The organism is Arthrobacter sp. 147(2020), from assembly GCF_013116715.1.
In the GTDB taxonomy this organism is placed as follows: Bacteria; Actinomycetota; Actinomycetes; order Actinomycetales; family Micrococcaceae; genus Arthrobacter_D.
Genome location: NZ_JABFOM010000002.1, coordinates 58551 through 79319, shown reverse-complemented (window position 1 = coordinate 79319; position 20769 = coordinate 58551). Strand labels below are relative to the sequence as shown.

At 63.7% G+C, this 20769-nt stretch carries 21 protein-coding genes; 13 read left to right on the top strand and 8 right to left on the bottom strand.

The window, feature by feature from the left end; all coding sequences use genetic code 11:
* The first annotated feature begins 10 nt into the window (after nt 1–10).
* The 5 genes from atpA to HMI58_RS02585 all read left to right on the top strand — a co-directional run bounded on the left by atpA (nt 11) and on the right by HMI58_RS02585 (nt 4903).
* On the top strand, nt 11–1645 hold the full coding sequence (gene atpA, locus HMI58_RS02605) for a F0F1 ATP synthase subunit alpha (RefSeq protein ID WP_171584208.1): 1635 nt from the start codon (nt 11–13) through the stop codon (nt 1643–1645).
* A gap of 89 nt (nt 1646–1734) precedes the next feature.
* Nucleotides 1735–2628: a F0F1 ATP synthase subunit gamma gene (locus HMI58_RS02600; RefSeq protein ID WP_171584209.1), complete on the top strand. Its 894-nt coding sequence runs from the start codon at nt 1735–1737 to the stop codon at nt 2626–2628.
* Between the two features lie 78 nt (nt 2629–2706).
* Nucleotides 2707–4170, top strand: a complete 1464-nt coding sequence (gene atpD, locus HMI58_RS02595) for a F0F1 ATP synthase subunit beta (protein ID WP_171584210.1) — start codon at nt 2707–2709, stop codon at nt 4168–4170.
* 5 nt (nt 4171–4175) lie between these two features.
* Nucleotides 4176–4460, top strand: a complete 285-nt coding sequence (locus HMI58_RS02590) for a F0F1 ATP synthase subunit epsilon (RefSeq protein WP_171584211.1) — start codon at nt 4176–4178, stop codon at nt 4458–4460.
* Between the two features lie 11 nt (nt 4461–4471).
* A complete protein-coding gene (locus HMI58_RS02585) occupies nt 4472–4903 on the top strand; it encodes a DUF2550 domain-containing protein (RefSeq protein WP_171584212.1) in 432 nt (143 codons plus the stop codon).
* Nucleotides 4904–4986: 83 nt separating this feature from the next.
* Here HMI58_RS02585 and HMI58_RS02580 read toward each other — a convergent pair whose 3' ends face one another.
* From HMI58_RS02580 to HMI58_RS02550, 7 genes are all read right to left on the bottom strand, one after another.
* On the bottom strand, nt 4987–5190 hold the full coding sequence (locus tag HMI58_RS02580; protein ID WP_019481284.1) for a cold-shock protein: 204 nt from the start codon (nt 5188–5190) through the stop codon (nt 4987–4989).
* Nucleotides 5191–5429: 239 nt separating this feature from the next.
* Nucleotides 5430–6674, bottom strand: coding sequence for an amidohydrolase family protein (locus tag HMI58_RS02575; protein ID WP_171584213.1), 1245 nt, complete (start codon nt 6672–6674; stop codon nt 5430–5432).
* Nucleotides 6675–6936: 262 nt separating this feature from the next.
* Nucleotides 6937–8292, bottom strand: a complete 1356-nt coding sequence (locus HMI58_RS02570; protein ID WP_225667860.1) for an HNH endonuclease signature motif containing protein — start codon at nt 8290–8292, stop codon at nt 6937–6939.
* A gap of 831 nt (nt 8293–9123) precedes the next feature.
* Entirely contained in the window at nt 9124–9819 is a 696-nt protein-coding gene (gene nucS, locus HMI58_RS02565; protein WP_171584215.1) for an endonuclease NucS, read from the bottom strand.
* Between the two features lie 106 nt (nt 9820–9925).
* Nucleotides 9926–10528, bottom strand: a complete 603-nt coding sequence (locus HMI58_RS02560; protein WP_171618055.1) for a DUF998 domain-containing protein — start codon at nt 10526–10528, stop codon at nt 9926–9928.
* The gene (locus HMI58_RS02555) at nt 10525–11001 is read right to left on the bottom strand and encodes an SRPBCC domain-containing protein (RefSeq protein WP_171618054.1); all 477 of its coding nucleotides are present in this window, start codon (nt 10999–11001) and stop codon (nt 10525–10527) included. Before HMI58_RS02555 ends, HMI58_RS02560 begins: the two co-directional genes overlap by 4 nt.
* The gene (locus tag HMI58_RS02550) at nt 10998–11333 is read right to left on the bottom strand and encodes a metalloregulator ArsR/SmtB family transcription factor (protein WP_171584218.1); all 336 of its coding nucleotides are present in this window, start codon (nt 11331–11333) and stop codon (nt 10998–11000) included. The genes HMI58_RS02555 and HMI58_RS02550 overlap by 4 nt, the downstream gene beginning before the upstream one ends.
* Before the next feature lie 84 nt (nt 11334–11417).
* On the opposite strand from HMI58_RS02550, the gene HMI58_RS02545 reads away from it, so the two are divergent.
* Nucleotides 11418–11750: a hypothetical protein gene (locus HMI58_RS02545; protein WP_171584219.1), complete on the top strand. Its 333-nt coding sequence runs from the start codon at nt 11418–11420 to the stop codon at nt 11748–11750.
* A gap of 66 nt (nt 11751–11816) precedes the next feature.
* Nucleotides 11817–12608 carry an alpha/beta fold hydrolase gene (locus tag HMI58_RS02540; protein WP_171618053.1) on the top strand — a complete coding sequence of 264 codons (792 nt, stop codon included), beginning with the start codon at nt 11817–11819 and terminating at the stop codon, nt 12606–12608.
* A 40-nt stretch (nt 12609–12648) separates the two neighbouring features.
* On the opposite strand, the gene HMI58_RS02535 is transcribed toward HMI58_RS02540, so the two are convergent.
* The gene (locus HMI58_RS02535) at nt 12649–13962 is read right to left on the bottom strand and encodes an AI-2E family transporter (RefSeq protein ID WP_318779211.1); all 1314 of its coding nucleotides are present in this window, start codon (nt 13960–13962) and stop codon (nt 12649–12651) included.
* Between the two features lie 302 nt (nt 13963–14264).
* Between HMI58_RS02535 and HMI58_RS02530 the strand changes: the two genes are divergently transcribed.
* The 6 genes from HMI58_RS02530 (at nt 14265) to HMI58_RS02505 (ending at nt 20676) form a co-directional block, all read left to right on the top strand.
* Nucleotides 14265–15935, top strand: coding sequence for a hypothetical protein (locus tag HMI58_RS02530; RefSeq protein WP_171618051.1), 1671 nt, complete (start codon nt 14265–14267; stop codon nt 15933–15935).
* A 65-nt stretch (nt 15936–16000) separates the two neighbouring features.
* Nucleotides 16001–17011, top strand: coding sequence for a tetratricopeptide repeat protein (locus HMI58_RS02525; RefSeq protein ID WP_171618050.1), 1011 nt, complete (start codon nt 16001–16003; stop codon nt 17009–17011).
* A 111-nt stretch (nt 17012–17122) separates the two neighbouring features.
* The gene (locus HMI58_RS02520) at nt 17123–17935 is read left to right on the top strand and encodes an ABC transporter ATP-binding protein (protein ID WP_225668083.1); all 813 of its coding nucleotides are present in this window, start codon (nt 17123–17125) and stop codon (nt 17933–17935) included.
* Nucleotides 17917–19488: a transporter gene (locus HMI58_RS02515; protein ID WP_171618049.1), complete on the top strand. Its 1572-nt coding sequence runs from the start codon at nt 17917–17919 to the stop codon at nt 19486–19488. The genes HMI58_RS02520 and HMI58_RS02515 overlap by 19 nt, the downstream gene beginning before the upstream one ends.
* A 40-nt stretch (nt 19489–19528) precedes the next feature.
* Entirely contained in the window at nt 19529–20311 is a 783-nt protein-coding gene (nagB, locus tag HMI58_RS02510; protein WP_171618048.1) for a glucosamine-6-phosphate deaminase, read from the top strand.
* Nucleotides 20312–20361: 50 nt separating this feature from the next.
* Nucleotides 20362–20676 carry a DUF3039 domain-containing protein gene (locus HMI58_RS02505; RefSeq protein WP_171584226.1) on the top strand — a complete coding sequence of 105 codons (315 nt, stop codon included), beginning with the start codon at nt 20362–20364 and terminating at the stop codon, nt 20674–20676.
* Nucleotides 20677–20769: the final 93 nt, after the last annotated feature.

The following is a 20769-nucleotide window of genomic DNA, read 5'->3' as shown; positions in this document are numbered from 1 at the left end:
GGGACTGCAGATGGCCGAATTGACCATCAACGCCGAAGACGTCCGTAATGCGTTGAACGAGTTTGCGGCATCCTACGAGCCCGGCAACGCAGAACGCGTTGAAGTCGGCCGCGTGAGCACTGCCAGCGATGGCATCGCCAAGGTAGAAGGATTGCCTTCGGTGATGGCCAATGAATTGCTGCGTTTTGAAGATGGCACCCTGGGCCTCGCCCAGAACCTCGACACCCGTGAAATCGGCGTCGTCGTGCTCGGTGACTTTACCGGCATCGAAGAAGGCCAGGAAGTCCACCGCACCGGAGAGATCCTCTCCGTGCCAGTGGGCGACGCCTTCCTCGGCCGCGTAGTTGACCCTCTGGGCCAGCCCATCGATGACCTTGGTGAGATCAAGGCAGAAGCGCGGCGCGCACTGGAGCTTCAGGCACCGGGCGTTACCGAACGCAAGTCGGTCCACGAGCCCATGCAGACCGGGCTCAAGGCAATCGACGCGATGATCCCGATCGGCCGTGGCCAGCGCCAGCTGATCATTGGTGACCGTCAGACCGGCAAGACGGCCATCGCCGTCGACACCATCATCAACCAGAAGGCCAACTGGGAATCCGGCGATGTGAAGAAGCAGGTTCGCTGCATCTACGTCGCTATCGGACAGAAGGCCTCGACCATCGCTGCGGTACGCCAGACCCTTGAGGACAAGGGCGCCCTGGAGTACACCACGATCGTTGCATCGCCTGCATCCGACCCCGCGGGCTTCAAGTACCTGGCACCCTACGCCGGTTCGGCCATCGGGCAGCACTGGATGTACGCAGGCAAGCATGTTTTGGTGATCTTTGATGATCTCTCCAAGCAGGCCGAGGCCTACCGTGCGGTATCGCTGCTGCTGCGGCGCCCGCCGGGACGTGAAGCCTACCCGGGCGATGTTTTCTACTTGCACTCCCGTCTGCTTGAGCGTTGTGCCAAGCTCTCCGACGAGCTGGGTGCTGGTTCGATGACCGGTCTTCCGATCGTCGAGACCAAGGCAAATGACGTATCGGCCTATATCCCGACCAACGTCATCTCGATCACTGACGGCCAGATCTTCCTTCAGTCGGACCTCTTCAACGCCAACCAGCGTCCAGCTGTGGACGTCGGCGTGTCGGTGTCCCGCGTGGGTGGTTCGGCGCAGGTCAAGTCGATGAAGAAGGTTTCGGGCACGTTGAAGCTCGACCTCGCACAGTACCGCGACATGCAGGCCTTCGCGATGTTCGCCTCCGACCTGGATGCCGCGTCACGCCAGCAGCTCACCCGTGGTGCACGGCTCATGGAACTGCTCAAGCAGGGTCAGTACGCGCCGTTCCCCGTCGAGGAGCAGGTTGTCTCCATCTGGGCCGGCACCAACGGCTACCTGGATGACGTACCGGTCGAAGATATCCGGAAGTTCGAAGGCCAGTTCCTTGAGCACCTGCGGCACAAGTCGTCAGTGCTCACCACTCTGGCCGAGACCAACCTCCTTGAGGACTCCACCGTTGACGAGCTGAAGAAGCAGATCGACGACTTCAAGCAGGGATTCTTCGGCGAAGGCCATGATGGTCTGGTTGCCGGTCACGAAGAGTACAGCGCCCTCTCCGAGGACGAGGTCGACCAGGAGAAGATCGTCAAGCAGAAGCGCTAGGGAATTAGGTACCGGGATGGCTAAGCCATCCCGGTGCCATCCCGGCCTTAGCCGTAATCCCCAGGTGGACTACGAAGGAAAGGACAAGTATGGGAGCCCAGATCCGGGTCTACCGCCAGAAGATCACTTCGACGACGTCGATGAGGAAGATCTTCAAGGCGATGGAGCTGATCGCGACTTCTCGCATCGGCAAGGCAAGGGCACGAGTATCGTCGTCGCTGCCTTACGCCAATGCGATCACCCGTGCCGTCTCAGCAGTGGCATCGCAGTCAGAAATCGACCATCCGCTGACCACCGAGCCAGAACAGATCCGCCGGTCGGCGGTTCTGGTGATGACCTCGGACCGCGGCCTCGCAGGTTCATACTCAGCGAGTGTGTTGAAGCAGGCCGAGTCGCTGATTGAGCTGCTGCGAGAAGAGGGCAAGGAAGTCAAAACCTACCTTGTCGGTCGGAAGGCCCAGGCCTACTTCGACTTCCGCAACCGTGCGTTCGAGAACGTATGGACCGGCGGAACTGACGCTCCGGAGTTCGAAACTGCACGTGACATCGGCAAGGCACTCCTGGCCGAGTTCAACACGGATTTCGAAGACGGCGGCGTTGACGAAATCCATGTGGTTTACACCCGCTTCAGGTCAATGGTGTTGCAGGAACCAACGGTAATCCGCCTGCTTCCACTCGAGGTCGTCGAAGAGGAAGCAGCATCCGAATCGGATCTGCTGCCGTTGTATGAGTACGAACCGGAGCCGGAAATGGTTCTGGACGCACTGCTTCCCCGCTACATCGAGTCGCGGATCTTCGCGGCTCTGTTGCAGGCGGCCGCCAGCGAGCTTGCTGCCCGTCAGCGGGCAATGAAGTCCGCAGGCGACAACGCATCGGACCTCATCAAGAAGTACACCCGGCTCCGCAACACTGCGCGCCAGGCGGAGATTACCCAGGAACTTTCGGAAATTGTGGCAGGTGCGGACGCGCTCAGCGCTTCCTAGCCTTCCCTCAAGTTCTTGAACCTGCTCCACCCTAGTTAGACTTAGCCCCACGCCATCTACGTAAGTGAAGTGAGAGAGATGACTGCCCAGACTATTGAGCACGGTAGTGACTCAGTTGCATCCGGCGGCACAGGTCGAATCGCCCGTGTCATTGGCCCGGTTGTCGACGTCGAGTTCCCGGCTGACGCCATTCCCGCAATCTATAACGCGCTGACCACTGAGATCACTCTCAATGGTGAGACGCACACCATCACCTTCGAGACCTCACAGCACCTCGGTGACAACCTGGTGCGTGCAATCTCGCTCCAGGCCACTGATGGCCTGGTCCGCGGAACCGTTGTCCACGACACCGGGAGCGCCATTTCGGTGCCTGTCGGCGACGTCGTCAAGGGTCACATCTTCAACGTCCTGGGTAAGCCCCTCGACGTCGAAGAGTCCTCGTTGGAGATCACTGAGCGGTGGCCAATCCACCGCAAGCCACCGGCATTCGCCCAGCTTGAAGGCTCCACCGAGATGCTGGAGACCGGCATCAAGAGCATCGACTTGCTCACCCCGTACATCAAGGGTGGAAAGATCGGTCTCTTCGGTGGTGCAGGTGTTGGCAAGACCGTGCTGATCCAGGAAATGATCACCCGTGTTGCCCGTAACTTCGGTGGTACCTCCGTATTCGCTGGCGTTGGCGAGCGGACCCGTGAAGGAAACGACCTCTGGGTTGAAATGGAAGAGGCGGGCGTCCTTAAGGACACCGCGCTTGTGTTCGGCCAGATGGATGAGCCACCAGGAACGCGCCTCCGGGTCGCTCTGTCGGCGCTGACCATGGCCGAGTACTTCAGGGATGTCCAGAAGCAGGACGTGCTGTTGTTCGTTGACAACATCTTCCGCTTCACCCAGGCAGGTTCCGAGGTGTCGACCCTCCTCGGCCGGATGCCTTCGGCAGTGGGTTACCAGCCAAACCTGGCCGATGAGATGGGCCTCCTCCAAGAGCGCATCACCTCGACCAAGGGCCACTCGATCACGTCGATGCAGGCCGTTTACGTGCCTGCTGATGACTACACCGACCCGGCACCGGCAGCGACCTTCGCCCACCTCGATGCAACCACCGAACTGTCACGTGAAATTGCTTCCCGTGGTCTGTACCCGGCGATCGACCCGCTGACTTCGACGTCGCGAATCCTCGATCCTCAGTACATCGGTCAGGATCACTACAACACAGCAGTGCGCGTCAAGCAGATCCTTCAGAAGAACAAGGAACTGCAGGACATCATCGCCATCCTCGGTGTCGATGAGCTCTCTGAAGAAGACAAGATTGTTGTTTCGCGGGCTCGCCGCATCCAGCAGTTCCTGTCGCAGAACACCTACACGGCAAAGCAGTTCACCGGAGTCGAAGGCTCCACCGTGAGCATCAAGGACACCATCGAGGGCTTCAACGCCATCGCCAACGGCGACCTTGACCACATTGCTGAGCAGGCGTTCTTCAACATTGGTGGACTCGACGACGTCGAGCGCCAGTGGGCCAAGATCCAAGAGCAGACCGGAAAGTAACGTTCATGGCTGAACTCGAAGTAGAAATCGTCGCGGCGGACCATTTTGTCTGGTCCGGCGCGGCGACCATGGTCAGGGCCCGCACCAGCGATGGCGAAATCGGTATCCTGCCCGGGCACGCTCCGATGCTCGCCATCCTGGCCGAAGGCGAGATGGCCATCGAGCCCGTCTCCGGTGAACGGCTTTTGGTATCGGTTGATGGAGGGTTCTTTTCCGTCGACAGCAACCGGGTAGTCATTGTCGCTGACAACGCGAAGATCGGCGGCAATGTGTCCGCGGAGACTCGCTGACAATACCGGTGATGGACGGTCTAGGTATAGCCTTCATCACGCTCGCAGCAGTCTTCCTGCTGCTGGTGCTTGCCATTTTGGCTTTCGGTCTTCGCCGGCTTCAGTTGCGTGGAGCGCTCGGAACTTTTGACGCCTCCATCTGCTTCCCTCCCAAGGGATGGCAGATGGGGGTTTGTCGTTATACGGACCGACATCTTGAATGGCTGCAGATGGCGTCGCTGAGCCCTCGCCCCCGGTATCGGTACCTGCGCAGTTCGCTGGAACTGAGGGGATGGCGTCAGCCGACTGAGGCCGAGAAACGCCGTATCCAACCCGGGGCCATAGTGGTCACGCTGGACTATGAGGGCCAGGAAGTGTTGCTGGCCATGAAATTCGACGTCTACGCCGGACTGTCCTCCTGGCTGGAGGCGGGACCGGTTGTCGGGATAGGCACCTGGCGCTGAATTCTTAAAGATAGGGCCCCCACGGTCATTCGTGGGGGCCCTACTCTTGAGAACTGGTCGACAGCGAGGACGACCGTCGGTTGCTACAGGGCGGTGACGCCAGTAGCCTGGGGGCCCTTGGCGCCCTGACCGATTTCGAACTGAACGCGCTGGTTCTCGTCAAGAGTCTTGAATCCGCCAGTCTGGATCTCAGAGTAGTGAACGAAAACATCGCCGTCGGAGTCGTCCGGGGTAATGAAGCCGAAGCCCTTTTCAGCGTTAAACCATTTCACAGTGCCCTGTGCCATTTGTTTCTCCTCCATAATGAAATGTTCAGTCCTACACACTGCGTGTAGTCCCGGGGTCACTCCACGGAAACAACCTATCGGCACCTCTTGTACTTCGGTTCCGTTGGGAAGTCACACGCTCGCAACATCGTCTTGCGAGCATGCTTAACACGTACACAAAGACTAAATTAAGCATCACATAATGGCATGTGCTGGTCAACGGAAATTGCGCGCATTCTTAGGGAAATTGGCAAAGGCAATTAGTGGTGACCTCGTTCGAGCGGTTCCAGCCACGTGCCCTCCCTGAGCACGGCCAGCAACTCTAGATCGGCGGTCACTACCAGGGCATCGGCGCGCAGGCCGAGCCGGAGGCTGCCGAGCTCGTCGGCGAGTCCCAGGACATTGGCGGGGACCACAGTCGCCGAGGCGACCGCGTCCTCAAGGAGTACACCGGCTGCAACGGTGCGTCGCACTACGTCAAGCAGAACAGCTGTGCCGCCCGCGAGGGATCCCGTGCGGTCCAGGGTAGCTACACCGTCGGCAACAGTTACGGCGGAGGAGCCCAGATGGTAGTTACCGTCAGGGAGACCGGCTGCGGCCATTGAATCGGTTACCAGGGTGATGTTTTCGGAGCCCACGAGGTCAAAAACCGTCAGAACCGTCTGGGGATCCAGGTGTGCGTTGTCGGCGATCAGTTCGACCACGGCAGTGCCCGCCTTGGCTGCCCGGAGGCAGGCGGCTACAGGGCCGGGGGAGCGGTGGTGCAGCGGCGGCATCCCATTGAAGAGGTGGGTGACTGTGGGTCGCATACTGTAGCCGTCGAACCCGGTTGACTCCATTTCCTCCCACGCGAGTGCGAGTGACGCTGCGGCGGTGTCAGTGTCGCTGTCGGTGTGTCCGAGTGAGGGGGTGATTCCGTGGGTGGTCAGGGTATCGACGAGCGCATCAGCTCCGGGCAGTTCCGGCGCGTACGTCATGGTCTTCATCCGGCCCTGTGCTGCTTCGATCAGCTCAGCCACATAGTCAGGTTCAGGATCGGAGATGTAGTCGGGGTTCTGGGCGCCGCAGCGTGCGACCGAGACAAACGGGCCTTCTGCGTGGATGCCAGCGATGACCCCTTCCTCTGCCAGGTCAGCCAGGACCGCAAGCGCATTCAGTAGGTCCTGCCGTGGTGCAGTCATGGTGCTTGCGAGGAGGGTGGTGGTACCGCTGCGGTGGAGGAAGTCGATCGCGCGGCGTGCCGCATCTGCGTCAGCATTGGCGAAGTCGCCGCCGTTTGCTCCGTGACAGTGGGTATCGACGAGGCCGGGAAGGATGATGCTACCTGGCGGGAAGTCCCGATCTGCTGGTGCGGATCCGCTATCGAACGCTGTGGCTTGTCCGGCAAATGAAATGCGATCCCCATCAACAGCCAGTACCCCGTCATCGATGATTCCGGCCTCGGTGACAAGGCGTCCACGAATGTAGCGCACGGTGGAGCGTCCAGGAACCTCGTTGCTGACCATAGCCCTGATTCTATGCGCAGCTCTCAGATTGGCCGCACGGATTACATTGTGCGGGGGCTTTCGGGTACCCGTATCGGGTCGCTGTAACGCCCTTGTGTAGGGAATGGTGGGGGACTGTAGCTGGCGCCTGGCCTAGGTTGTCAATGAGCTGGGGACTTCCAGGACTGGGGGAATGCTCGGTGAGAGTGGGTGTGTTTCGGATCGGCGTGTTTCCGGTCGGGCCAAGGTGAGGGCCGTGCTCGGTGATTGCCTGCCAGGTTACTTAGGGTCGCGACCTGACCTGCTTCAAGCCTTTGACCTGTGCCCGTTCGATTGTCGCTCCGGTGCCGGTGCCGGTGCCCGTGCCGGAGCCGGTGCCTGGTAGGGGTGGTGCTGTGGAGTGGTAGGTGTGGCCGGTGGGGGTGGTGACTTTGAGCCTGTGCCTTGGTCCGGGGATTGTTTGGGTTGTCCAGCCGGGTTGTTCTTTGGTGTGATTGCACGCTTCGCAGAGTCCTGCCCCGTTGGTGATGGTGGTGGGTCCGCTGCGGTGCCAGGGGATGATGTGGTCGAAGTGTCGGATCGGGGCGTCACAGTAGGGGGTGCGGCAGGTGTCGTCGCGGGCGGTGATGAACCGGCGTTGGGCTTTCGTGAAGAGCCGGGCGGTGGAATCCATCGCCACCAACTCCCCGGTCGACGGCGCAGTGTAGAGCCGACGTAACCACACATCGAAAGCGGACCGCTTCTCCCCGGAGGTATCCGAATCGTTCGGGTCGGTTGTTCCGGTGCTCGTCTTCTGTCCCATCGTGAGGAGGGTGCGTGCCCAGTGGGAGCCGATGATGCCGTAGCCGGGGATGCGGGCGGGTTCGCTGTCTCCTTGGAGGAGGGCACGGTCGGTCATGATGAGCTGCAGCTCGACCCGGCTGACACCCCCGGGGACCCCGGTGACACGTTCAACCAGAGTGTCCGCCATCACCTGGCCTCTAGATCTGGGGTCTCCGGCGGCCCTAGTGGTGTCGGCGTGGCGGGACAGGGCTGCGTAGGTGGAGACTGCTTCTTTTACGGGGAGGAGGGCGGTGAGGTAGGCCATGGTGTCCGGTGCGGGACGGATACTCACACTCCGTTCCGTCACCGCCCGGGCTGCACGGTTCACCACCGACCGGGGATCCCTCCGATAGGAGGCTGCTTTCACCACGGCGATAATCGCCCGATCCCCACACCCCTCGAACGTGCCCGTGTCGGGGGCGAGTTCCTCATCGACCGCTGCCCGGTCCTCAGCGGACAGGCACGCGGTTTCCTTCACCAACAGGGTGGCCCGCCACTCATTCAACTGGCCACAATGTAAGGCCGCCAACGTGTGGGGCATCTCCGTGACCAGCGCCCGTGCGAGGCCGAGGAGGCGGCTGCCGCGGGACGGGGACTCATGGCGGGCTAACGCGATCTGCGCCCCCACACCCTTGCCCTGCTCCCCAGCGGGAACCCCGGCCAGAGCCTGGGCCTGGCGTTCGGCCACATCGACAGCCACTGTAATCCGGGCCTGGACGCCTGCGATTGCGGACTTCAGATCCTCCAACTCCCGCAACTGATCTATCAACCCCGCCGCATCCGCCGCTGGCCGCAGGGAGTGGAGGGCTTCGACCAGCTCCCGAACGGAAGATTCACCGCGACGGAAGGACCAGGTAGCTGCGGGAGATTCACCGCCGCCGCGACCGCGACCGAAGGACCGGGTAGCTGGGGGAGATTCACCGCGACTGCGACCGGGGCCAACGGGCCGGGTGCCCAAGAGAGCAGTACCGGCAGGCGAGGACGCATAGTCAGAGACCGGTGACGAGGCAGCGGCGCCAGCCCGAGAAGCAGCCCGGACAGATGCAGGGGTAGAGGTGGGGGCGCCGCCGTCGGGCCCGCCTATCGGACCAGAACCGCCCCGCGGATCGGTTACCCGGGAGGGGATTCCCTTCCGTTGCGGTGATGGAGCTGGACTGCCTTCCATACCTCTATTGTCCCAAACCGCACCGACATTCCTGCGGATTTACAGGCTATGTGGACAAATCTCTCGAACAAATATTCGAGTGAAACCCGGTCACAATGCAGCTGTCAACAGCAGGGCGCTGCGCACGCGGCTTTATGCGCACACCAGCACTCGACATCCGGTACCCGGCTCCCGACACCCGACGTCCAAGACCCGGCACGCGACACCCGGCGCGCGCCAGCATTCGACGTTCAATATCCGACGCCCGACGTCCGGTACCCGGCTCCCGACACTCGGCGCCCGATGACCGGCACTCGACACCCGGCGCATCCGGCACGCGACGTCCAATATCCGGGACGCGACCTCCAACTACCGGCGCACCCGGTGCACCCAGCGCTCGACGCCCAGCACTCGACACCCGGGACACCCGGTGCACCCAGCACTCGACACCCGGCTCCCGACGCCGCGACGCCGAGCACCCGACATCCGAGCCAGGGGCTCAGGCTAGAAGAGGCGCGACTCGACGTCGTCCACGCCACGCATCATGTCGTAATCCAGCGTCAGGCAGTCGATGCCCCGATCCAGAGCCAGGACGCGAGCCTGCGGCTTGATCTGCTGCGCCGCAAAGATTCCCCTGACCGGGGACATCAGCGGATCACGATTGAGGAGTTCGAGGTACCGGGTCAATTGTTCGACGCCGTCGATGTCACCCCGGCGCTTCAGCTCGATCGCCACGGTGGCTCCCGTGGCATCCCGGGCGAGGATGTCTACCGGGCCGATCGCGGTCATGTACTCACGACGAATCAGCGTGAAACCGGCCCCAGCCAGGTGGATCTGCTCAGCCAGCAGGCGCTGTAGATCTGCCTCTACGCCATCCTTGACCAGGCCGGGATCCACGCCCAGATCGTGCGAGGTCTCGTGGATCAGCTCGTGGATGTTGATGACCAGGCGGTCGTCGGTCTTGGCATGCTGTACGTTCCATACCTCGGTCACACCCAGTTCGGTGTCCGCCTCATCGGGAGCGACGATGCGCAGGGTGGCTGGCGGACTCATCCAGTTGAGAGGCTTGTACGAGCCGCCGTCGGAGTGGACCAATACTGACCCGTCTGCCTTGACCATCAGAAGCCGGGTGGCCAGGGGAAGGTGGGCCCGGAGGCGGCCGATGTAATCGACTGAGCACTGGGCTACAACTAAACGCACGTATTGCCATCCAATTCGCTGAGTGGTTTTGGGAGTACCTAAATCGTCCCACAGCGCACAGGGAACCCCTGCCCCCGAAACGGAGGTCAGGGGTTCTGGAGGGTACTTAGTGGCCTGCGGTTGCTGTTACCTGTCGGGTCGCGAGCACGATCCAGACAATGTACGCAAGCACCACCGCACGGTTGAGCAGCCCCACGCCCCAGGTGCCAGTCGAGATCAGGGCGCCCATCTGAACAGCACATACCCACGGCGCATGGGCTGCGGCTGCTGACCAGTAGCGTTCCCGCTGATCAAGACCCCGGCGCAGGTCCCGCCCCACCAGGACCGCCCCGACAGCGAGGCCAACATTGCCCAGGAGAGACCCGACGTCGTGCAGGGGACTCCCGACGGCGAAGACCGCGGCGATGACCAGGCCGGCAGCCGCGACGAAGAGGAGCATGCGACCTATCCGTCCGGCCCGGCGCAGGCGTCCTGGCGGAAGGCCAACCGCCAGAGAGGAGCAAGCGGCAGCAAGCAGCACGAACGCCACGGGCAGAATCCAGCCCTGGTCGCCAAGCGCGTACTGGCTGATGACACTCCAGCCGGGATCGAGAAAGGGGTTCAGGAAGTGAGCGACGGCGAGGGCCGCTCCTGCTCCGATGGCAGTTAGAGCAGCGGCGCGGAGAACCGCCCCTGGACGGTGAGTGGAGCTCACCAGAAGGGGGGTCATGACCCCTGCTCCCGTTCGCGCAGCAGGAATGCCTCGATCCGTGCCAATGCGCCCTGCCAGACCTCGGCAGCGAAGAAGTCCCTGACCTCTGGGACAGGGAAGCCTGACTGCTCAATGGCCATCAGGGTGCCGCCCTCGCCGGACGGCTCAAAGGTGATCTCGATGCGGGTGGTCATCGTCATGCCGTCGGGGCTGCTGCCGGATGACTCGGTGACCAGCCGGTGTGGGCGGTCGATCTCGAGGAAGGTCTGGGTTTCCCTGAACAGGGTGTCTGCATCGGGCCCCCACACCGCTGTCTGTTGTCCTCCAACCCGGAGGTCCACTTCGATCTCCACGATGCCCGGCCGCTCATCAAGGATGGAGAACCAGATCTTCTGTTTTTCGGCGTCGGTGTACGCATCAAACACCTCTTCCGGGGTTGCAGGAAGGATCCGCTCGATGCGGAGGGTCAGGGGAGTGGTGGTATCGGTCATTGGTCTTGTCCTTTCTGGAGGGTGAAGTACGCGTCGAGGCCGTCCAGGCGGCGGTCCCAGAGTCGTTGATAGAAGTTGAGCCACAGCATTGCGTCATCCAGTCGTTCAGTGCCGAGACGGCATTGCCGGGTGCGGCCGACTTTCTCCGTGGTCACAAGCCCGACCTCCTCCAGCACCCTCACATGCTTGGCCATGCCGGTCACTGTGATTCCGGCGGGTTCGGCGAGTTCGGAGACTGTCGCGGGGCCAGCGCCAAGGCGGGCCAGGACATCCCGGCGGGTGCTGTCGGCAAGGGCCGCAAAGGTGCTGTCGAGCAATTCAGAGTGAACCATGTGGTTCAGTATATTTTACTGAACCACATGGTGCAATGTTTTTGGGCGTCTCCGTCGATCTAATTCATCGGGCAGACTTGATCCATGCCGCGTTCCAATCGTCCCCGTCGCCCAGGGAGACCAACAGCTCAACCCGGGCGCAAGGCCGGGCCGGTGCCCGAGATCGATCTTGAGCGGGCGCGTGCCGGCATTCCCAGCCACGAAAGCGCGCCCGACGGCGAGTGGTCAGTACGTCGGATCACCGAGCGCAACGCTGCCAAGGACTACATCTGTCCGGGCTGCCACCGGGTGATTCCCTCGGGCCTCGCCCACCTTGTCGTCTGGCAGGAAGATTCACTGTTCGGTGCTGCCGCCGGCTTGGCCGGACGACGCCACTGGCACGTGAACTGCTGGCGGACCCGTAGTTACAAGTACTGAGCCGACGACGGTGCAGGGTCGCACCGCGCACCGGGTGGCCATCCCGGATTCCCCTAGACTGAAACGATGACTTCGACGCCTTCCAGCTATGACTTCACCGATTCCGACGGCCCAATGGACATCAGGGCATCAACGGTCCTCCCCGCGACCCGCACTGACATCGAGTTGCGGACATCCGACGGGTTGACGCTGGTGGGTGAGTTCGCCGAACCGGTGGACAGGCCGCCCCTGGCCACCCTGGTAACCATGCATCCGCTGCCCACCGCTGGCGGATTCATGGACTCGCACGTGTTCCGCAAGGCATCTTTCAGGCTGCCGGCGCTGGCCGACATCGCAGTGCTGCGCTTCAACACCCGTGGCACCAGTTCGCCGCGTGGCCGCAGCGAGGGCGAATTCGATGGCGGCGCCGCGGAGCAGGCGGACATTGAGGCGGCAGTCGCCTGGGCAGCCGAGCGCCACCCGGAGAACATCTGGCTGGTTGGCTGGTCCTTCGGCACCGAGCTGTGCCTGAAGTACGGTGCCACTGAGCCGATCGCCTCGGCAATTCAGGGGGCAATCCTGTTGTCCCCGCCGCTGCATCGGGCTGGGGACGAGGATCTTGATGCGTGGGCCGCGTCCGGTCTTCCCCTGAAGGTTCTGGTGCCCGAGCACGACGATTATCTTCAGCCAGCCGCAGCCGCGACCCGGTTTGCCCGGGTGCCCCAGGCCGAGGTCATCGGTGTGGACGGAGCCAAGCACCTGTGGGTGGGAGAGAAGTACGCTGCACGGGTTCTGGACGAGATAGCCGATACCGTGCTGCCCGGCAGCTCTGATTCGTTGCCGACCACCTGGACCGGGTCGGCCGCCACCGCTTCCTAGGCTGGCCGTATTCTGTAGCCTGGCCGCATCGTCGGCCGGGCTACTGCCCGTCCTGGCGGGCGATGAACACTTCCTTGAGCAGCAACATCACGGCGGCGGCGGTCGGAATGGCGATGAGTGCGCCGAGCACGCCCAGCAGGCTGCCGCCGGCAATCACGGCGATCACCGCCACCGAGCCGGGGACCGCTACCGCCCGCTGCATGATGCGGGGAGAGATGAAGTACGCCTCGACCTGCAGGTAGGCGATGTAGAGCACAGCGAAGAGCAAGGCGGTCTGCCACCCTGCGGTCAACGCAACGAGCGTGACGATGACAGCGGCGATCAGCGCCCCCACCAGCGGAATGAAGGCCAGCAGAACGACGACGAAGGCCAGCAGAACCGAGAACGGAACCTGGGCGATGGTCATGAAAATGAAGGCAAAGGTGGCGTTCAGCAGGGCGACGCACGCCTGGCCAATCACATAGTTGCCGACGCTGCTGGTGATCTCCTCGGCCAGCGACTCGACCCGTGGGCGGCGTGAGCGCGGGGCCAGGCGGTAGGCCCACTTCTTCATCGCGGGCAGTGAGGCCAGGAAGTACAGGGTCAGCACCAACACGATCAGCGTGCCGAACAGGCTGTTGAGGATGACCGTTCCCACTCCGAGAACGCCGCCGAAGATTCCGCCTACGGCCTCCGAATTGTCGAAGAAGTTGTTGACCTCATCGGTGACCCGTTCCCTCACCTGGAACTGCTCGTCGACCGTCTGGAAGAAATCCGAGTTCAGGAAGTCATCGACAAACCCGGGGGCCCGCTCCACAAACTGGCTCGTCTGGTTCACGATGGTGGGGATCAGGGTTGCGAAGAATCCGGCGATGAGACTGGCAAGGAGCAACAGTGAGACGGCGATACCGGCCGGGCGCGGCACCCGCTTCTTTTCCAGCCAGCGGACGATGGGATCCAGTCCGAGCGCAATGAACAGGGCTGCGCCGATCCAGAGCAGCAACTGGCCCACGTTGGTGATCATGAAGTAGGCGAGGAGAGCCAGGCCTACACCCACGGTGCCCATGAATCCGAAGTGGATGGGGTGGTGGCGCATCGATCGGGGCTGGGAGTTGCCGAACTTCAACCGCTCGTCGGCGAGGGTCACGTCATCGTCGAAGGGCACAGGATCGGGCGTGCGCTCCGGAGGGAACTCAAACCTCAGCCGGGGCTGGGCCCCGGGAATGGGCCTGCGCAACCGGTGCAGGATCGCGGCGAGCAGGCCCGGCTGGGAGGCTTCGTCGGGCGAGCCCGCCGTGTGCCCGTTCGGCACGCGGGGTGGGGCAGTGGGCCGGGGGAGCGGCTCGCCTACCGGAACTTCCTGATTATCGCTCACGCTTTTGTTCTGCTTTCCCAGTAGTGCCTGCGAGGGGTGGCTGTCGTCCAGAGCCATTGCACGTTAGCGAAACACTAACAGGCGAGCCGGACGGGCCCTGCACGGTGACCGGCCCGCCGTCGTGCACGGGACCAGGGTGATTCCAACCGATAGTGACGCCCTCCACAAAAATCCTGCCGTACAGGTGAAGTTAGTTACGATGGAAGGTGAGATCAAGCTTTTGCACAGACAATGGCGCCGCCGGAGACCCGTCGGCGCATGAAGCGTGGCCGTGCTGCGCGCGAGCAACGATAGGTATTTGAGTGCGTTTCAAGATTGCAGTTCCAGCCCTGGTGATCGGAGTGCTGTTGATGCTCGTGGGCATCGCACAGCTTACCTTCTGGTCCCCTTCCGAGACAGTGACAGCTTCGGTGCCGGCCGGGGCCGAGAGCGGTCCGGTGACTGTGATCGACGCGGGCGCCAAGGATCCCGGAGCTGACGACGTCGACATCACTGTCCGCTCGGAGGGAACCTTCACCCTCGCGGTGGGCCGGGCCAGCGACGTCGACGCCTGGGTGGGCGACGCAGCCCACCTTCGGGTGACTGGAATTGACGAGGACGGCCTCCAGACCACGTTCACCGACGGCGAGCAGACGGTCCCGGACCCCAGCGGATCCGACCTCTGGACCAGCGAGGAAAGCGCCGACGGCAGTGTCACGCACCGCTGGCTCGACCCGGCCGACGGGGAGTGGTCCATCCTGCTCGCGTCCGACGGCGAAAACGCCGCCCCGACCGACGTCTCGATTACCTGGCCCAACGAGGAGACCACCTCCTGGGCGGTTCCCCTCATCGTCATCGGTGCCCTCGTCGTCATCCTCGGGATCGCACTGTTCTTCGTCAGGCCCAAGCGCGACCGCCGTCCCACCGTGGAGGGTTCGCGGGCCCACGCACGCACCCTCGAGGCCCGCAACAAGCAGGGCCGGAAGGGCACGGCGCCCTTCAGCGTGGCAGTTGTCGTCATGGGGCTCACTGCCTCCGGACTGGGCGCGGCCCACGCCACCTCCTCAGAGCCAAGTCCCTCACCCGCGGCGGAGGAGACCGAGGAACAGCCGCCGGTCCTGCTCGAAAGCCAGCTGGAGCGAATCCTCGCGTCGGTCGCCACCGTCGTCGCCGAGGGTGACGCGGCCGCCGACGCCGAGCTGCTTGCACCGCGCGCCGCCGAGGCAGCGCTGGCGCTGCGGACCGCCAACTATGCTGTCCGCGCCGAGGCTTCCGACATCCCGGAGCCCACGCCGGTCGCCGCCGAGCCGATCCTGACCACCATGATCTCCTCCGATCCCAGCTGGCCCCGCACGGTAGTGGCCCTCACGCAGTCCGAGGACAATCCAGTGCCTCAGGCGCTGGTGCTGGTGCAGCAGGACCCACGGTCCAACTACAACCTCAGCGCGGCTATCCAGATGCTGCCCGGAACAACCTTCCCCAGCTCCGAGGGCGCGGGCGGCGTGGCTCAGGTCCCGCTCGATAACGCACCGGGTCTTGCCTACGCACCGCAGACGGCCATGAACGCCATTGCGGATTTCCTCTCCGAGCCCGACGGCGACAACGCCGACACCTTCGACGAGAACTCCTTCGCCGATGCCATCACGTCCTTCCAGTCGGAGGTTGTGGCGGATCCAGACAACGACTCGGCGAGGATCACCTTTGTCCACGCGTCGGAACCCGATTACACGCATGCCCTCGCCACCAGCGACGGCGGTGCGATGGTCTTCGGATACCTCAACCACACCTACTCCAGCGTTCCCCGGGGATCCGGTGATTCAATCGATCTTGATGGCACTGTCTACGAGTCGCTCACCGGCGAGACCTCCACCGACGAGGGCATTGACGTGCGCTACGGCGAAGCGGTCATGATGTATGTGCCCACCGAAGAGAGCGGCGAACGCGTCCGGGTCATCGGCGCTGCCCAGCAACTGCTGTCGGCCGAGCTGCGCTAGTCCAGGGCGAGCCCCACGCATTCCTACCCACGAGTAAATGACTTCCAACGAATAAAGGTGGAACCATGAGCATTCCGAACAACCGCGGGCCTCTCCCGCCGTCGTCAATGAACCTGCACGGAGCCGTTGACCTTTCGGCGCTCAAGGCGCGCGCCGAAGCTGCGCGAACGGCGCCCCAGGCCGGCGCACCGGCGGCGGGCAACGGCCAGCCGGCGTCAGCCCCGCCCGCCGGCGGTGCCGGGGCTGCCGGCAGCCCCTATGTGGTCGAGGTCACCGAGCAGAGCTTCCCCCAGCTGGTGCAGCTGTCCTCGCAGGTCCCAGTGATCGTTGACCTGCGGGCTGGCTGGAGCGAGGAATCCTCCCGTGTCACCGCCGCGCTGGAAACCATTGTCGTCGAACACGATGGCAAGGTCCTGCTGGCGAAGGTGGATGTCGAGACGCAGCCGCAGATCGCCCAGGCATTCCAGGCCCAGACCGTACCGACAGTAGTCGCCGTTCTTAAGGGGCAGCCGGTGCCCCTGTTCGAGGGTGCCCTCCCCGAACAGCAGATCCGTTCCTTCATCGACGAACTGCTGAAAGTGGCGGGCGCCAATGGGGTTGCCGGGTCGCTCCGGGAGGGTGCTGACGCGGAGGGTACCGAGGCCGTTGCCGAGGAGCCACCGCTGCCACCACTCCACCAGGCCGCCTTTGACGCCATCGAGGCCGGGGACTATCTCGCCGCGGCGGCTTCCTACCGCCAGGCTTTGGCCGAACAACCCGCAGACGCCGAAGCCAAGGCCGGACTCGCCCAGGTGGAGCTGATGCAGCGGCTCAAGGACGTTGATGCGGCAGCTGTCCGCCAGCGCGCAGCCGACGAACCAGACACCCTTGAGAGCCAGCTGGCCGTGGCGGACCTGGATGTCTCAGGGGGACACGTCGAGGACGCGTTCTCCCGCATCGTGGCCTTCATTGGCCGCACCGCAGGGGAGCCGCGCGAAGCAGCACGTGTGCGGCTGCTGGAACTATTCGACGTCGTCGGCATCGCTGATCCACGGGTCTCCAAAGCCCGCGGTGCACTCGCGCGCGCCCTGTTCTAGATCCGGTTCCCGCTTCAGGGACACAGGTCATCCGGGGGGCGGAAAATCCAGGGCGGTAATTCGTCCCTTTGGATGACGAGGAGAAGACGTCAGCGTTGTTAGCGTTGGGGGATGAGTTCACCCACCCTTCCCCTGTCTCCCGATGCCGCCGGCGGATCTTCAGTTCCGGACAGCCCTGCGCTCGTCATCCGCGGGCTCGCCAAGCGCTTCGGCGAGAAGATTGCCGTCAACGGTGTCGACCTCGATGTCCCGGCCGGGTCCTTCTACGGACTGGTGGGCCCCAACGGCGCGGGCAAAACCACCACGCTATCGATGGCGACGGGACTGCTCAGACCGGACCACGGTCAGGCCTGGGTGCACGGAGTCGACGTCTGGGAGCATCCCCTCGAAGCCAAGAAGCTGATGGGAATCCTTCCCGACGGTGTCCGGCTCTTCGACCGGCTGACCGGCGAGCAGCTGGTCACCTATGCGGGGCTGCTGCGCGGCATGGACCGGGACACTGTCGCCGAGCGGGTTGCCGACCTGCTCCGGGCCCTGGACCTCACCAATGACGCCGGCACCCTGGTGGTCGACTATTCGGCAGGTATGACCAAGAAGATCGCGCTGGCCTCCTCGCTGATCCATGCGCCGTCGCTCCTGGTTCTCGATGAGCCCTTTGAGTCGGTGGATCCGGTGTCGGCCGCGAACATCCGGGACATCCTCGCCAGTTACGTCGGTTCCGGCGGGACGGTCATCGTCTCCAGTCACGTGATGGACCTGGTGCAGCGGATGTGCGACCACGTGGCTGTCATCGCCGCGGGAACCGTGCTCGCGGCCGGCACCGTGGACGAGGTGCGCGGGGAATCGAGTCTTGAGGACCGGTTCGTGGAACTGGTGGGTGGCCGGAACACTGCTGAGGGGCTCACATGGTTGCGCACCTCCTAAGGCTCAAACTCACCCTCCTCCGGAACTCCCTCAAACGCAGCACCTGGGCGCTGATCGGTGTCATCCTGGGCGGCCTGTACGGTCTGGGGATGCTGGGCCTCCTCATTGTTGGTCTGGTGTTCCTCGGCAGCGCCGACCCCACGGTGATCCGCAACGTGCTGGTCATTGGCGGGTCAGTGGTCGTCCTCGGGTGGATCGTGGTGCCGATGGTCTCCTCCGGCATCGATATGACCCTCGACCCGGCCCGGTTTGTCACCTTCGCGGTGCCGATGAGGCAACTGATTATCGGGTTGGCGCTAGGGGCGGTGATCGGAATTCCGGGGATCGTCACCCTGCTGGCCTCCCTGGCCCAGGTGGGAACCTGGATCCGCTACCCGGCCGCCGCCGTGGCAGCCCTGATCTGCGCGGTGTTCGCCGTGCTGCTCTGCGTGGTCGCCTCCCGGCTGGCCACCACAGCCGTCATTTCCCTCACCTCCTCCCGCCGGTTCAAGGACGTCAGCTCGATGGTGATCCTGGTGCCGCTGATTCTGGTGGGGCCGATCATCGCCGGTGTCGCGACAGGTTTTGAGCAGTCCCCGGGCTTTGCCAACGAGCTCGCGGCGATCCTCGGGTGGACCCCGCTGGGGGTTTTCTGGGCGGTGCCCGCCGACGTTGCCGACGGCGCCTACCTCACCGCTGCGCTGCGGTTCGTCCTCGGCGTCGGCGTGCTTGCCCTGCTGGCCTGGCTCTGGCAGCTGAACCTGGCGAGGGCCCTGGTCACCCCCGCCTACAATGCGGTCACCCGGAAGGGAGCCGGCAACCTGGGGTTCTTCGGCCGCTTCCCAGCCACCCCCACCGGGGCGGTGGCGGCCCGTGCGTTGACCTACTGGGCACGGGATCCGCGCTATCTAGGGTCGATCGTGATCGTTCCGCTGGTCCCGCTGCTGATGTTGTTCTTCGCGGCGCAGTCGGGCGACTACACGCTGCTGAACTTCGTGGGGCCGATCATCGCCTTCCTGCTCGCCTGGTCCATTTCAGCCGACATCTCCTACGACAACACTGCGTTCTGGCTGCACCTGTCCACGGGGGTCAGCGGCCGGGCCGACCGGGCCGGACGCGCCTTGGCCGTCGCGGTGATTTCGGCGCCAGCGGTGCTGGTGTTCACCATCGCACCGCTGTGGATCTCCGGTAGCCTCGAAGACCTCCCCATGATGCTTGGACTGTCCATCGGCGTCCTGTTGACCGGCATCGGGTTCTCCAGCGTGGTCTCGGCTCGGTATACCTACAACGTGCCGTTGCCGGGGGAGAGCCCGCTGAAGACTCCACCTGGTACCGGGTTCTCGATGTTTGCCGTCCAGATGATTGGCTGGCTGGTCCTACTGGTGCTGGTCATCCCGGAACTGGGGCTCGCTATTGCCTACCTGGTCACCGGAAACAGTGCCTTCGGCTGGCTCACCCTGCTGGTGGGATGCGTGCTGGGAACCGTCCTGCTCCTCGTCGGGTTGAAGGTGGGCGGACAATGGTACGACCGCAGGGCGCCGGAACTGCTGCAGGCGGTTTCGGTCAACAAGTAGGCAGGTCCTGAAGAACCCGGCCACAACAAGAGGACAGTGGATGGAAGTTGTTATCCTGCCCGACCAGGCGGCCATCGCCACGCTCGCAGCGGATGCGATCGAGGCGCTGGTGCGGCGCAAACCTGACGCTGTCCTGGGGCTGGCCACCGGGTCATCTCCGCTCGGTGTGTATGACGAACTGGCGACCCGGCACCAGCGGGACGGCCTGAGCTTCGCGGCAGCCCACGGCTTTGCGCTGGATGAGTATGTGGGGCTTCCCGCCGGGCATCCCGAGTCCTACCGGGAAGTGATCCGCAGGGAGTTTACCGACCGGATCGACATCCGCCCGGGGAACGTCCACAGCCCCGACGGTGCCGCGACTGACATACCGGCAGCCTGCGCGGCTTACGAGGAGGCCATCCGGCTGGCGGGCGGCGTCGACCTGCAGCTGTTGGGGGTGGGGACCGATGGACACATTGGCTTCAACGAACCGGGCAGCTCTCTCGTGTCACGGACCCGGATCAAGTCGCTGATCATGCAGACCCGAAAGGACAACGCCAGGTTCTTCGGCAGCATCGACGAAGTGCCCCATCACGTGGTGACCCAGGGCCTCGGGACCATCATGGACGCCCGGCATGTGGTACTGATCGCGACCGGTGCCCAGAAGGCCCGTGCCGTCCACGATTTCGTCGAGGGCCCAGTGGCGGCGGTGTGCGCGGCGTCCATTCTGCAGATGCACCCACACGCCACCATCCTGATTGATGATGCGGCGGCCTCGGGCTTGAAACTGGGCGATTATTATCGCCATACTTACGCCAACAAACCCCCCTGGCAGGGAATCTAGGCCGGTATACGCCCGGCAGGATGGTCAGGAAGCAAGGATAGGATGGACGCATGAGTACGCCTGCAGACCCTTTTGACAATGATCCCGGCAACGACCCCCGCACTGATCCCCAGCGTTCAGGCTCCACCGCCACGCTGGAGCGCGAGGAGCTCCGCGAAGAGCTGGAGCCAGGCGATCGCGAACGCCTCGCCCACTACGTCCGCAAAGAGAAGATCATGGAGTCCGCTCTGTCGGGCGAACCAGTGATCGCCCTGTGCGGCAAGGTGTGGACGCCGGGCCGCGACCCGCAGAAGTTCCCGGTCTGCCCGGAGTGCAAGGACATCTACAACGGAATGCGCCCTGGCAAGGACGACAAGGACAAATAGCACCACCTCATGGGAGCGGTCCCCGGATTTGAACTCGTCCCGGGACCGCGGTGGTCCGCGTGCGCGCCTGCCCGCCGTCGTCGTAGGTTCACT